The organism is Leucobacter aridicollis (assembly GCF_013409595.1).
In the GTDB taxonomy this organism is placed as follows: domain Bacteria; phylum Actinomycetota; class Actinomycetes; order Actinomycetales; family Microbacteriaceae; genus Leucobacter; species Leucobacter aridicollis.
Map to the genome: position 1 here is coordinate 2,955,329 of NZ_JACCBD010000001.1, position 12,322 is coordinate 2,967,650.

12 protein-coding genes, 1 pseudogene and 1 riboswitch are annotated in these 12,322 nt (G+C 68.8%); of the genes and pseudogenes, 12 read left to right on the forward strand and 1 reads right to left on the reverse strand.

The features are described 5' to 3' along the window. Window positions 1–64: 64 nt before the first annotated feature. On the reverse strand, window positions 65–379 hold the full coding sequence (locus BJ960_RS13665) for a WhiB family transcriptional regulator (RefSeq protein WP_121076894.1): 315 nt from the start codon (window positions 377–379) through the stop codon (window positions 65–67). A 167-nt stretch (window positions 380–546) separates the two neighbouring features. Between BJ960_RS13665 and BJ960_RS13670 the strand changes: the two genes are divergently transcribed. The 12 genes and pseudogenes from BJ960_RS13670 (at window position 547) to ribA (ending at window position 12,308) form a co-directional block, all read left to right on the forward strand. Beyond that, on the forward strand, window positions 547–1,407 hold the full coding sequence (locus BJ960_RS13670; protein WP_121076892.1) for an exodeoxyribonuclease III: 861 nt from the start codon (window positions 547–549) through the stop codon (window positions 1,405–1,407). 56 nt (window positions 1,408–1,463) lie between these two features. Then, window positions 1,464–2,468 (forward strand): tryptophan--tRNA ligase, encoded by a 1,005-nt coding sequence (gene trpS / locus BJ960_RS13675; RefSeq protein ID WP_121076890.1) that lies wholly within the window; start codon window positions 1,464–1,466, stop codon window positions 2,466–2,468. 32 nt (window positions 2,469–2,500) lie between these two features. After that, window positions 2,501–3,535: a response regulator gene (locus BJ960_RS13680; protein ID WP_121076888.1), complete on the forward strand. Its 1,035-nt coding sequence runs from the start codon at window positions 2,501–2,503 to the stop codon at window positions 3,533–3,535. After that, on the forward strand, window positions 3,535–4,524 hold the full coding sequence (locus BJ960_RS13685; protein WP_185987695.1) for an ATP-grasp domain-containing protein: 990 nt from the start codon (window positions 3,535–3,537) through the stop codon (window positions 4,522–4,524). Before BJ960_RS13680 ends, BJ960_RS13685 begins: the two co-directional genes overlap by 1 nt. After that, entirely contained in the window at window positions 4,521–5,246 is a 726-nt protein-coding gene (locus BJ960_RS13690) for a PHP domain-containing protein (RefSeq protein ID WP_185987696.1), read from the forward strand. The genes BJ960_RS13685 and BJ960_RS13690 overlap by 4 nt, the downstream gene beginning before the upstream one ends. After that, window positions 5,243–6,721, forward strand: a complete 1,479-nt coding sequence (locus BJ960_RS13695) for a glycosyltransferase family 2 protein (RefSeq protein ID WP_307814557.1) — start codon at window positions 5,243–5,245, stop codon at window positions 6,719–6,721. The genes BJ960_RS13690 and BJ960_RS13695 overlap by 4 nt, the downstream gene beginning before the upstream one ends. Then, the gene (locus tag BJ960_RS17050; RefSeq protein WP_272928748.1) at window positions 6,718–6,849 is read left to right on the forward strand and encodes a hypothetical protein; all 132 of its coding nucleotides are present in this window, start codon (window positions 6,718–6,720) and stop codon (window positions 6,847–6,849) included. Before BJ960_RS13695 ends, BJ960_RS17050 begins: the two co-directional genes overlap by 4 nt. After that, complete coding sequence (locus BJ960_RS13700) at window positions 6,846–7,193, forward strand: response regulator (protein WP_185987697.1); 348 nt, start codon at window positions 6,846–6,848, stop codon at window positions 7,191–7,193. Before BJ960_RS17050 ends, BJ960_RS13700 begins: the two co-directional genes overlap by 4 nt. Then, window positions 7,190–8,956: a sensor histidine kinase gene (locus BJ960_RS13705; RefSeq protein ID WP_185987698.1), complete on the forward strand. Its 1,767-nt coding sequence runs from the start codon at window positions 7,190–7,192 to the stop codon at window positions 8,954–8,956. Before BJ960_RS13700 ends, BJ960_RS13705 begins: the two co-directional genes overlap by 4 nt. A 122-nt stretch (window positions 8,957–9,078) precedes the next feature. Next, a riboswitch (FMN riboswitch) is annotated at window positions 9,079–9,225 on the forward strand. A gap of 53 nt (window positions 9,226–9,278) precedes the next feature. Next, window positions 9,279–10,368: pseudogene (ribD, locus tag BJ960_RS17395) on the forward strand (bifunctional diaminohydroxyphosphoribosylaminopyrimidine deaminase/5-amino-6-(5-phosphoribosylamino)uracil reductase RibD). Next, window positions 10,368–10,997 (forward strand): riboflavin synthase, encoded by a 630-nt coding sequence (locus BJ960_RS13715; RefSeq protein ID WP_121076878.1) that lies wholly within the window; start codon window positions 10,368–10,370, stop codon window positions 10,995–10,997. The pseudogene ribD and the gene BJ960_RS13715 overlap by 1 nt, the downstream one beginning before the upstream one ends. Before the next feature lie 42 nt (window positions 10,998–11,039). Continuing rightward, on the forward strand, window positions 11,040–12,308 hold the full coding sequence (ribA, locus tag BJ960_RS13720; protein ID WP_121076876.1) for a GTP cyclohydrolase II: 1,269 nt from the start codon (window positions 11,040–11,042) through the stop codon (window positions 12,306–12,308). Window positions 12,309–12,322 lie beyond the last annotated feature (14 nt).

Sequence of the window (12,322 nt, forward strand, 5' to 3'; positions counted from 1 at the left end):
AACGCCGTCAGTCTAGAAGGGGTGGCATGGTTTCAAACTGGGGGCATGCCGAAGAGAGCAAAGCTCAGCTGGCCTCGCGACGCAGCTTGCGGCGCTCGCGCTCGGACAGTCCGCCCCAGATGCCGAAGCGTTCGTCGTTCTCCAGCGCGTAATCGAGGCACTCGGAGCGCACCTCGCAGCTCTCGCAGATCCGCTTCGCCTCGCGGGTGGAGCCGCCCTTCTCGGGGAAGAACGACTCGGGATCGGTCTGTGCGCACAGCGCGTCGGACTGCCAGGCGAGCGCCTCGTCCTCTGTCTGGCGGCGAATTCCTGGGGTGCCGAGAAATACCGGATCGACAAACCAGTCGCCGGGAACGCCTGGCCCTGAAGCTTGTTCCATGGGTGCGCTCCTTTCTCGAAATCTCCGTTTTGTGACGCTGACACGCCGCATTACCTAAATAATTACACCCTTGTCATTCGTTGAATGTCAAGCCGAGGAGTTTAAACCCTCAAGTACGCATTGAGGGTCAGTGGAGCGGCGCGTGTCGCACCTCTACACTTGATGCCATGTCTGATTCTCTTCGCGTCGCGTCGGTAAACGTCAACGGCATCAGGGCCGCCTACCGCAAGGGTATGGGTGAGTGGCTCGCCGAGCGGGACGTCGACATCCTCGCGCTGCAGGAGGTGCGCGCCCAGGATGAGCACCTCGAGGAGTTCCTCGGCGCCGCTGGGTGGCATTGGCTGCACGACCCCTGCGAGATCAAGGGCCGCGCCGGTGTCGCGATCGCAAGCCGCGTCCCCGCGCTCTCGCACCGCGTCGGGCTCGGAGCCGTCGCCGATCAGGATCGCGTGCAGTCGTCGGGCCGCTGGCTCGAAGCGGACTTCGCGTTTGGCGATTCGCAGCTCACCGTCGTGAGCAACTACACGCACTCGGGCGAGGTCGACACGCCGCGGCAGGAGGCCAAGTGGGCTTTCCTCGACGCGATGGGCGTCCGGATGACGGAGCTCGCGAGCGAGCGCGACTTCGCCGCGATCGTGGGCGACTTCAACGTGGGCCACCGCGAGCTCGACATTAAGAACTGGAAGGGCAACGTGAAGAAGAGCGGCTTCCTGCCCCGGGAACGCGCCTACTTCGACCGCTTCTTCGGCCCGCGCGGCGAGGTCGTCGCTGGCGTGGACGGCTCAGAGGGCGAGGGCTACGGCTGGGTCGATGTCGGGCGCACGTTCGCCGGCGAGGTCGACGGGCCCTACTCGTGGTGGTCGAACCGCGGCCAGGCGTTCGACAACGACACCGGCTGGCGCATCGACTATCACGTCGTGACCCCGCAGCTCGGCGAGCGTGTGCTCGACTACACGATCGACCGCGCCGCCGCCTACGACCTGCGATGGTCCGATCACGCTCCCGTCGTCGTCGATTACCGCATCTGACCGCGCTGCCGCGGCACAGCGAACCACACTTCACACAGAAACACCTTAGATCTCACATGAGCGATTCAAAGCCAGTCATTTTCTCGGGCATGCAGCCCTCGAGCGATTCCCTCCAGCTTGGCAACTACATTGGCGCGCTGAGCCAGTGGACCAAGATGCAGGAGGACTACGACGCGATCTTCTGCGTCGTGAACCTGCACGCGATCACCGTGCCCCAGGACCCCAAGGAACTCGCCCTGCGCACCCGTCGTACCGCAGCCCAGTACATCGCGGCGGGCATCGACCCCGCAAAGTCGACCCTGTTCATCCAGTCGCACGTGCCCGCCCACGCCGAGCTCGCGTGGGTGCTCAACACCATCACCGGGTTCGGTGAGGCTGGGCGCATGACCCAGTTCAAGGACAAGTCGCAGCGCCACGGCGCCGACGCGGCGTCGGTCGGGCTGTTCACCTACCCGATCCTCATGGCCGCCGACATCCTGCTCTACCAGGCGGAGTCCGTGCCCGTCGGCGAGGATCAGCGACAGCACGTCGAGCTCACGCGCGACCTCGCGAACCGCTTCAACTCGCGCTTTGGCGACACCTTTGTGCTGCCCGAAGCGCAGATCCCGAAGACCGTCGCGAAGATCTACGACCTGCAGAACCCCTCGGCCAAGATGTCAAAGTCGGCCGAAACCGAGGCCGGGCTCATCAAGGTGCTCGACCCCGCAAACGTCACCAAGAAAAAGATCATGCGGGCGGTCACCGACGACGGTGACGAGATCCGCTTCGATCGCGCGGCAAAGCCGGGCGTCTCAAACCTGCTCACGATCTTCTCCGTGCTCGCTGAGCGTTCCATCGAGTCGATCGAGGAGGAATTCTCCGGGCTCGGCTACGGCCACCTGAAGAAGGCAGTCGCAGAGGTCGTCGAGGAGTCCCTCGCCCCCGTGCGCGAGCGCACCGACGAACTCATGGCCGATCCCGCCGAGCTCGACAGGCTCCTCGGGCGCGGCGCAGAGCGTGCGAACGAGATCGCGAATGCGACACTCGACCTCGTCTATGAGCGCGTGGGGCTCATGCGCTAAAGTCGAGCTAATTCGCTGGAGAGGGACGCGAGATGTCAGGGCTGAAGATACTCGTTGTCGACGACGATCCGGACGTCGCGCTCCTCGTGAAAACGGTGCTGGAACGGCGCGCCGGCGCGGCGGTCACCGTCGCGCACGACGCGCCGCAGGCGCTCGAGCGGGCGCGTGCGGCGCGTCCCGACGTCGTCGTCACGGACATCGAGATGCCTGGCGCGAGCGGCATCGACCTGCTGAGCGACATCAGGCGCGAGTTTCCCGGGGTCCCCGTGCTCGTGATGACGGCGCATGTGTCCGTCGACTACGCCGTCTCCGCGTTGCGGGCGCAGGCCGACGAGTTTCTCACGAAGCCGCTCGACAACGCGCAGCTCGTGGAGGCTGTCACCCGCCTCGCGGCGGAGGCACGCACGCGCGGGCCCGGGCGACGGCCCGAGACCGTGCTCGCCGTGGGAGCGCATCCCGACGACGTCGAGATCGGGGTCGGAGGCATCCTTGCGGCGCACGCAGCAGCCGGCGACACAGTCACGATCCTCACGCTGTCCCGGGGCGCCCGCGGCGGCGACGCCGACAGCCGACAGTTCGAGTCGCTCGCGGCCGCCGAGCTCCTCGGCGCGCGCCTGTTTCTGAAGGATCTCGTCGACACCGAGATCACGAACAGCGGCCAGACCGTGCGGCTCATCGAGGAGGTCGTCCGTGAGGTGCAGCCGACCGTCGTCTACACGCACACGAGCAACGACCGGCATCAGGATCACCGCGCGGTGAGCGAGGCCACGGTCGTCGCGACCCGAAGCGTCGCGACTGTCGCCTGCTACCAGAGCCCGTCGGCCACGATCGATTTCAGACCGACCAGGTTCGTGCGGATCGACGATTTCCTTGAGCGGAAGTTCGACCTGCTGGCCTGCTTCGATTCCCAGGTGGCGAGCCGAGACTACCTCGCGCGCGACTTCGTCGCCGCCACCGCACGCTACTGGACCCGGTTCGGCGGCGGCAAAGCCGTCGAGCCCCTCGAGATTGTGCGGGAAAGCACTGAACTTGCGCACAGCTACGAGCGCCTACGGTTGGAGAATTGATGCCCACTCGCGTACTTGTCACCGGCGCGGGCGGCCCCGCCGGGGTCTCCGTCATCAGGTCGCTGCTGCGCAGGCCGGACCTCGAGGTCTTCGCCGCCGACATGGATGGCTGGGCGAGCGGGCTCTACCTGGTGCCCGCCGAACGGCGCCGGCTCGTGCCGCCCGGGCGCGACGACTCGTTCGTTCAGGCACTCGCCGCGCTCGTCGCCGATGACGAGCTCGACCTCGTCATCTCGACGGTTGACGTCGAGCTCGTCGCAGTCGCGGACCGCAGGGAGGAGCTGGCGCCGGCAGTGCTCGCTGCCCCGAGCTCGGACACGCTGCGCGTCTGCCTCGACAAGCTTGCGCTCGCAGAACGGTGCGCGCCGACCGGCCGTTCGCCTCGCACCGTCGCGGCCGGTCCCGATGCGCTCGCACTCGACTGGGAGTTTCCCGCCTTTGCGAAGCCCCGGCAGGGTGCCGGCAGCCGCGGCATCCGGATGGTGCCCGACCGGGCTGCTCTCGAGGCGCTCCCGCTCGACGAGGACCTCATCGTCCAGGATCTGCTGCCAGGCGACGAGTATTCGGTCGACGTCATCGCGGACGCGGCAGGCAACGTCGTCGCCGCCGTCCCGCGCACCCGCGCGCGCGTGGACTCCGGCGTCGCAATCGCGGGTCGCACCGTGCACGACGCCGAGCTCGAGGAGACCGCCGCTGCGATCGCACGCGCCATTGGGCTCACCGGCGTCGCCAACGTGCAGCTGCGCCGGGACCGCTCCGGTCGCGCGATGCTCCTCGAGGTCAACCCGCGCTTCCCCGGGGCGCTCCCGCTGACGATTTCGGCCGGGGTCGATATCCCGTCGCTCGTGGTCGACCTGTTCCTCGGCCGAGATCTGCCGGCCACCGTCGAGTTCCGCGAGGTTGCGGCCGTCCGGTTCCTCGAGGACATCGTCGTCGAGGTGTCTGACGTGCTCGAATCGGCGCACGCCGGCCACCAGGACGACGCATGAGCGAGACCGCCCCACGCGTCCTCGGCGGCGACTTCCATGTGCACTCGACGTTCTCCGACGACGCGCGTTCGTCCCTCGCCGAGAACGTCGCTGCGGCCGCTGCGGCTGGCCTGCACACGGTGCGGCTCGTCGACCACGTCCGGCAGTCCACCGAGTGGGTGCCCGATTACCTCGCGGCCGTCGCCGCCCTCGAGGTTCCCAACGGGCTGACCGTGCTCACAGGCGTCGAGGCGAAGGTGCTGAACACCGCCGGCGAACTCGACATCCCGGCGCTCCCCGCTGGTATCGACAGGATCCTCATCGCCGACCACCAGTTCCCGACCCCGGACGGGCCGATCGGGCCGGCCGCGGTCGTGGAGCGCATCTCCGCGGGCTGGTCGCCCGACGACGCGCTCGACTCCCTCGTCACCGCTTTGGTTGCCGCGATGGAGCGCTATCCGGGTAACCAGCTCGCCCACTGCTTCTCGATCCTGCCGAAGGTCGAACTCAGCGAGGCCGATCTCTCGCAGGATCAGCTCGTCGCGTGGGCGCGCGCCGCCGCACGCACCGACACTCACGTCGAGGTCAACGAGAAGTGGGCCTGCCCCGGACCGCGCGCGCTCACAGCGCTCCGCGCCGCCGGCGCGACGGTCGTCGCCTCGACCGACAGCCACGACGCGGAGACCGTGGGCCGCTACGCGCGCGTGCGGGACCTGCTCGCTGCCGCCGGGGTCGGCCAGTGAACGGGTTTCAGATCGCGCTCGCGGTCTTTCTTCTCGTGTGCGTGCTCGTCGGCACGCTGCCCGTGTTCAACACTGCCTTCCAGTTTCTCGTGCTTCCGTTTCACGCGGTCAAGAACCACTACCGGCGCGCGGCGCCGTACACGCCGAACGTCGCGGTGATCGTTCCCGCGTGGAACGAGGGACTGGTGATCGGGGCGTCGATTGACAGGCTCCTCACCCTCGACTATCCCGAAGCGAACCTGCGCGTCTTCGTCGTCGACGACGCCTCGACAGACAATACGCCCGACGTCGTGCTCGCCCGCGCCGCCGAACACCCGGGCCGCGTCGTACACCTCCGCCGCGAGGTCGGCGGCGAGGGCAAGGCGCACACGCTCAACCACGGCATCTCCCAGGTCCTCGCCGACTCATGGGCCGAGGCCGTGCTCATCATGGACGCCGACGTCATCTTCGCGCACGATTCGCTGCGGAAGCTCACACGACACCTCGCCGACGAGCGCGTGGGCGCCGTCACCGCGTACATCGCCGAGGGCTCGGCGGACCGCAACTACCTCACCCGCTTCATCGGCGTCGAGTACGTGATCTCACAGCTCGCCGCGCGGCGGGCGCAGAACGTGCTCGGCGCGATCGCCTGCCTCGCTGGCGGGGCCCAACTGCACTCGCGCGCAAACCTCGAAGCGATCGGGGGGCGGATCCCGACGGGCACCCTCGCTGAGGACACGATGACCACATTCGAGAGCCAGCTCACCGGGCGAAAGATGGTGTTCGAACCGCACGCCGTCGTGCTCGCCGAGGAGCCGCGCACGGTCGACGCGCTCTGGAAGCAGCGGCTGCGGTGGGCGCGCGGCAACGTGCAGCTCACGTCGATCTACAAGCGCCTGTGGTTCCGTCCGAGCCGAACGCACAGGCTCGGGAGCATCCCGTTCGGTGTCGCCTGGTTCAGCATTCTGTTGCTGCCAGCGTTCCTCCTGCTCTCCGCCGCCGCACTGTTCGCGCTGCTCCTGCTGCACAGCGACATCGCGGAATCCGTCTTCCGGTTCATGTGGATCGTCGCCGCCTGCACGTACCTGTACTCGATCCTGTTTGCCGTGCAGCTCGACCCGCGCACCGCGCGCCGCTCGTGGCGCGAGGCGCTCCTCTTTCCCGGGCTCGGGGCGATGCTCATCATGGCCGTCGCGCTGTTCCCCGGCGTCACCGACGCGGCGCTCACCGAGTGGTTCGGCAGGCTCACCCCGAGCGACAGGTTCGTCACCTCGAGCATCCTGTACCTGTGGGGACCGCTGTCGCTGCTCGGGGCGTGGCTCGCGCGCTGGATCGAACGCTTCCGGGGCGGAAAGTTTGTCGCAGGTCTACTGATTTACGTGTGCGGCTATGGCTCGCTGCTGTGTGCCATTACTGTTGATTCCTACATCAAGGAATGGCGCCGAGCGGACGCTTCTTGGGTGAAGACCGAGAAGGTTGGAAGGGTCGTTTCATGAGCACACACGAATCAGACGAAGACATTCGCCGCGACGCGAAGCGCGAGCTCCGGCTCGTGCCGCAGGCGATCCTCGCCCTCGTCGTCGTTGCGGCCATCGCCATTGTCCGAGAGCTGCTCCTCCGGTGACCCCGCGCGCGCTCGCCCTCACCGTCGAGGACTCCGCCGAGCAGTCAGAACTCCTTCGCCACATGCTCGAACGGGAGGGGTACGAGGTGTTCTCCGCCCCCGACGCCGAGACCGCGATTGCCGCGTTCCCGACGATCGAACCCGAGATCGCCATCATCGACCTTCGGCTGCCCGGCGTGACGGGCAGCGAATGCATCGACCTCGTGCGCTCGCGATTTCCGGGCTGCCGGATCATCGTGAGCTCCGTGCTCGACGCAGACGAGTACCCATGCGCAGACGCCGCGCTTCCCAAACCTGTCACCAGCGCGGTCCTGCACGACGTGTTAGCTGAGCTGTCAACATGATCGACAGCCGTGAGGTCAGGTGGTACCGCAACTTCGACCAGCCGAGCCCACTCCTCAAGCAGGCCCCGACGGTCATCGCGTTCGTGCTTGCCCTTGCCACGATGGCCCTCGTCCCGGGGCTCGCCCCGCTCGACGGCACCCTCATGGTGCTCGCCGCCGTCCTGCTCGCGGCGGCGACCTCGCTCGCGGTCGCGCTGACGGTGCGCGGCCAGTTCCAAGGCGGGCTCGTGCTACTCATCCCGCTCATCGACTTCGTCGGGCTCGCGTTCTTCCGGGCCGCGACGGGCGCCGGACAGTCGATGTTCGCGACACTCGTGCTGATCCCGATCGCATGGCTCGCGACCGCGCCGGGCATCCGGCAGGTCGCGACGGTGTTCGTGTTGAGCGCTGCGATGGTCTTCATCCCATACATCTCCGACCCGCCAGAGAACAGCACTGACCTGCTGCGCGGCGTCATCGTCCCGCTGATCTACGCGGCGGTCGCTGCCGTCATCAACGAGCTGTCACGGCAGCAGCGCGCCCGCATGGAGCAGGCAGAGCGGCTCGCCGCCGAGCGGACGCGAGCGCTCACCGAGAACGAGCTGATGCTCGCCCAGCTGCGCGAGAGCGAGACGCGCTACCGCACACTCCTCGAGTCTCACGAGAGCCTCTGGGCGGCCATCACCGCGCAGGCCGTCATCGCGACCGACTGCAGCGGCCGCGTGAGCGCCTGGAACCCCGGCGCTGAGCGGATGCTCGGGCTCACCGAGCAGGAGGCGCTGGACGGGGTCACCATCGACCGATTCTTCTCGCCCGCGATGCTCGCGACGCTGGCTGGCGGCCAGCCGGGCGCCGCGGCAGCCGACGCCGTCGCCCCGAACGTCCAGGCGCTGTTCGAGCGGGCAAACGCCGGATCCACGCTCGACGAGGAGCTCGAGATCAAGACGGCGGCGGGCAGCAGGCTCCCAGCGCGCGTCACGGTGACGCGGCGCGACGACGGTGCCGGACACCAGCAGGGGTACCTGCTCGTCATCACCGATGAGACGCGCCAGGCCGAGGTCGCGCGCATGAAGGACCAGTTCGTCGGGATGATCTCGCACGAGCTTCGCACCCCGCTCAGCGCGATCATCGGGTTTCTTGACCTCCTCCGCAACGACCCGGAGCAGCCGCTCGCCGAACAGCAGGTGGAGTTCGTCGACATCATCGAGCGCAACGCGCAGCGGCTTCTCGCACTCGTCGGCGACCTGCTGTTCACCGCGCAGGTCGAGTCGGGCAGGTTCCCGATCACCCCGCATCACCTCGACATCTACGACAGCCTGCGGCTCGCGACGGAGTCGGCGCGGCCGCACGCCGAGGATGAGGGCGTCGAGCTCGGGCTCGACGTGCCAGCCGAACCGCTGTTCGTCGTGGCGGACGGCGGCAGAATCGGCCAGGCGATCGACAACCTCATCTCCAACGCCATCAAGTTCACGCCGCGCGGCGGGCGCGTGTCGGTGTCCGCCGCGCCCCACGACGGCGCGGTGGTGATCTCAGTGAGCGACACCGGCATCGGGATCCCAAAGGCCGAGCAGGCCGACCTGTTCAACCGGTTCTTCCGGGCCTCGACGGCGACCCAGAACGCGATCCCCGGCGTCGGTCTGGGCCTCAACATCACCCACGCCATCGCGGTCGCACACGGCGGGGGCATCACGGTGGTGAGCGACGAGGGCGTCGGCACGACGTTTGAGGTGCGGCTGCCGCTCACTCCCACGACCCAGGCGATCCCGGTCGTACAGGGCCGGTAGCACCCGCCGTCCGAGCGCCGGTTCGCCCGCGCCGCCGCCCGCTCCACGCACCTCGAGGTGCGGGGCCGTGTTCGCCTGTAGCAATCCCCCACCCGCGGCGCGCCGGAGGGCGCTATGCTGAGGGGGTGTTCCGGGGTCGGTGGGATTCCGAACCGGCGGTGAAAGTCCGCGACCTCCGCATCCGCGGGGCTGAATCGGTGAAATTCCGATACCGACGGTGATGTGTGGAGCTGACGCTCGCGCACAAGTCCGGATAGGAGGAACGCGGGTGACCGAGGCGACGCCTCGAGCACCCCACACCCGGGCACCCGAAAGGGATCGAATGCCTGCCGCGCACGCACTCTCACCACAGGTGATCGAGGCCGCAATGCGTCGCGGGCTCGTGCTCGCAGAGCGCGGCCCTGCCGACAATGAGAACCCGCAGGTCGGCTGCGTCATCCTCGACCGAACGGGCACGACGGTCGCGGAAGGGTGGCACGAGGGCGCGGGCACCCCGCACGCGGAGGTCATGGCACTCGCCGGACTCCCCGCAGACGTCGACGCCGCCGGGCTCACCGCCGTCGTCACGCTCGAGCCATGCAACCACACAGGGCGCACCGGCCCGTGCGCTCAGGCACTCCTTGCGCGCGGCATCGGCGCCGTGGCGTACGGGCTCTCCGATCCCGGTGCGGCCTCGAGCGGGGGCGGCGAAACGCTCCGCGCGGCGGGTGTCACTGTGACCGGTGGCGTGCTCGCGGCCGAGGTGCGCGCGTTTCTCGCCCCCTGGCTCGCGCGGCAGGCGGAGGCCCACCATGACGACTAGACCGACGATCACCGTGAAGTGGGCGCAGACGATCGACGGTCGCGCCGCAGCCGCAGACGGCACCAGCCAGTGGATCACGGGCCCCGCCGCGCGCGCCGACGTCCACGCGCGCCGCGCCGCGGCCGACGCGATCCTCATCGGCACCGGCACGCTCCTCGCCGACGACCCATCGCTCACCGCGAGGACGCCGAACGGCGAGCTCCTCGTCGCGGCAGCAGATCAGCCGCTGCCCGTCGTCGTCGGCACCCGTGACATTCCCGCGGACGCCAAGGTGTTGCGGCACCCCGCCCTCGCCGCGACCGGGGCGCAGCCCATCCGGCTCGCCGGCGCAGACCTCGCCGCCGATCTCGCCTCGCTGAGTGAGCGTGGGATCCGGTCAGTGTTCGTCGAGGGCGGCCCCCACATCGTGAGCTCCCTGCTCCGGCTCGGGCTCGTCGACGAGCTGCTCGTCTACGTCGCTCCCGCGCTGCTTGGCGGGCCCGGACTCGCGGTGAACGACCTGGGCATCGGCACGATGACCGACATCGTCAGGCTGTCGTTCACGGGAATCGAGCACCACGGCCCAGACCTCTTGATTGTTGCAACGCCCGAACCGAAGGAGACCCGCTAGTGTTCACCGGACTTATCGAAGAAATCGGCGAGATCCTCGCCATCGAGCCGCTCGGCGACTCCCTCCGCCTCACCGTCGCCGGCCCGCTCGTCACGAGCGACGCAACCCACGGCGCCTCGATCGCGGTCTCGGGCGTCTGCCTGACTGTCGTCGACCAGGGCACGGACAGCGCCGGTCGCGGTACCTTCAGCGCCGACGTCATGGCGCAGTCGCTCAAGATGTCCACGCTCGGCGACCTTGGCGTCGGCAGCCCGGTCAACCTTGAGCGCGCCGCCCGCCTCGACACCCGGCTCGGCGGCCACATCGTCCAGGGCCACGTCGACGGCACCGCGACGCTGCTCACGCTCGAAGACGGCGACGCCTGGCGCACGTTGCGCTTCGCCCTGTCGCGCGACCTCGCCCCGCTGCTCGTCGACAAGGGCTCGGTGACGCTCTCCGGCACCTCGCTCACGGTCTCTGCGATCTCGCCGGCCGAGGCGGCCGAGCAGTGGTTCGAGGTGTCGCTCATCCCCGAGACTCTCGAAGCGACCACGCTCGGCGCGCTCCGCCCCGGCGACCGCGTCAACGTCGAGACCGACCTCATCGCCCGCCACGTCGAGCGCATGCTCAGTTTCACTACCCAGGCGTAGCACGCTGCTCCCACGATCCACACACACGCTAAAGGACATCGAATGACTACCGAACGCACCGAGGGTATCGCCTCGATCGAAGAGGCCATCGCCGCCATCAAGGCCGGGCGCCCGGTCATCGTCGCAGACAACGAGAACCGCGAGAACGAGGGCGACGTCATCATCTCGGCCGAGCTCGCTTCGGCCGAGTGGATCGCCTGGACCGTGCACCGCTCGTCTGGGCTGCTCTGCGCGCCCATGACGAACGAGATTGCCGACCAGCTCGACCTTCCGATGATGGTCGAACGCAACGAGGACGTGCGCGGGACCGCGTACACGGTCACCGTCGACGCTGCGCACGGCGTCACCACCGGCATCAGCGCGAGCGACCGCGCGACGACGGCGCGCGTGCTCGCCAACCCCGACGCCGTCCCGACGGACGTAAACCGGCCCGGCCACATTCTCCCGCTCCGCGCCGTCGACGGCGGCGTCCGCGCTCGCGACGGCCACACGGAGGCCGGCGTCGAGCTCATGCGGCTCGCGGGCCTGCGCGAGGTCGCGATCATCGCCGAGATCGTCGCCGACGACGGCGAGATGATGCGTCTGCCAGGGCTCATCGAGCTCGGTGGCGCGGAGGGCGTTCCTGTCATCACGATCGAACAGCTCATCGCCTACCTGAACGAGCACGACCCCGCCGGCACCCCGGCCGAGCAGGGTCACTCGCGCCGCGTGAGCCTCCGCGCCGACACCCTGCTCCCCACCGAGCACGGCGACTTCCGCGCGCTCGCGTACCGCGACCGCCGCGCCGGCGTCGACCACGTCGCGCTCGTCGCTGCCGGTCCAGACGGTGCGATGCCAGGCAAGGGTGCGCTCGTTCGCGTCCACTCCGAGTGCATCACCGGGGAGGCGTTCGGGTCGCTGAAGTGCGAGTGCGGGCCGCAGCTCGACGCCGCGCTCGACCTCATTCACGAGCGCGGGGGCGTCGTCGTGTACCTCCGCGGCCAGGAGGGTCGCGGCATCGGACTCGCCAACAAGCTCCGCGCGTACCAGCTGCAGGAGAACGGTATCGACACCCTCGACGCGAACCTGCAGCTCGGTCTGCCAGCCGACGCGCGCGACTACACCGCCGCGGCCGAGATCCTCTCGGACCTCGGCGTGAGCGACGTGCGACTGCTCACGAACAACCCCGACAAGGTTGCGCAGCTCGAGTCACACGGACTCGCGGTCGCCGACCGCGTGCCGCTGTTCGTCGGCGTGACCGACGAGAACCGCGGCTACCTGCAGGCGAAGCGCGACCGGATGGGGCACCAGCTCCCCGAGGGCGACCTGTAGGCCGCGTTCCCACC

What these genes read in the sequence shown, in the direction of transcription:
- BJ960_RS13690 (WP_185987696.1), top strand. Translation starts at nt 4,521, where the DNA reads ATGAGCGAGACCGCCCCACGCGTCCTCGGCGGCGACTTCCATGTGCAC.
- BJ960_RS13665 (WP_121076894.1), bottom strand. Translation starts at nt 379, where the DNA reads ATGGAACAAGCTTCAGGGCCAGGCGTTCCCGGCGACTGGTTTGTCGAT.
- BJ960_RS13685 (WP_185987695.1), top strand. Translation starts at nt 3,535, where the DNA reads ATGCCCACTCGCGTACTTGTCACCGGCGCGGGCGGCCCCGCCGGGGTC.
- BJ960_RS13705 (WP_185987698.1), top strand. Translation starts at nt 7,190, where the DNA reads ATGATCGACAGCCGTGAGGTCAGGTGGTACCGCAACTTCGACCAGCCG.
- trpS (WP_121076890.1), top strand. Translation starts at nt 1,464, where the DNA reads ATGAGCGATTCAAAGCCAGTCATTTTCTCGGGCATGCAGCCCTCGAGC.
- BJ960_RS17050 (WP_272928748.1), top strand. Translation starts at nt 6,718, where the DNA reads ATGAGCACACACGAATCAGACGAAGACATTCGCCGCGACGCGAAGCGC.
- BJ960_RS13680 (WP_121076888.1), top strand. Translation starts at nt 2,501, where the DNA reads ATGTCAGGGCTGAAGATACTCGTTGTCGACGACGATCCGGACGTCGCG.
- ribA (WP_121076876.1), top strand. Translation starts at nt 11,040, where the DNA reads ATGACTACCGAACGCACCGAGGGTATCGCCTCGATCGAAGAGGCCATC.
- BJ960_RS13670 (WP_121076892.1), top strand. Translation starts at nt 547, where the DNA reads ATGTCTGATTCTCTTCGCGTCGCGTCGGTAAACGTCAACGGCATCAGG.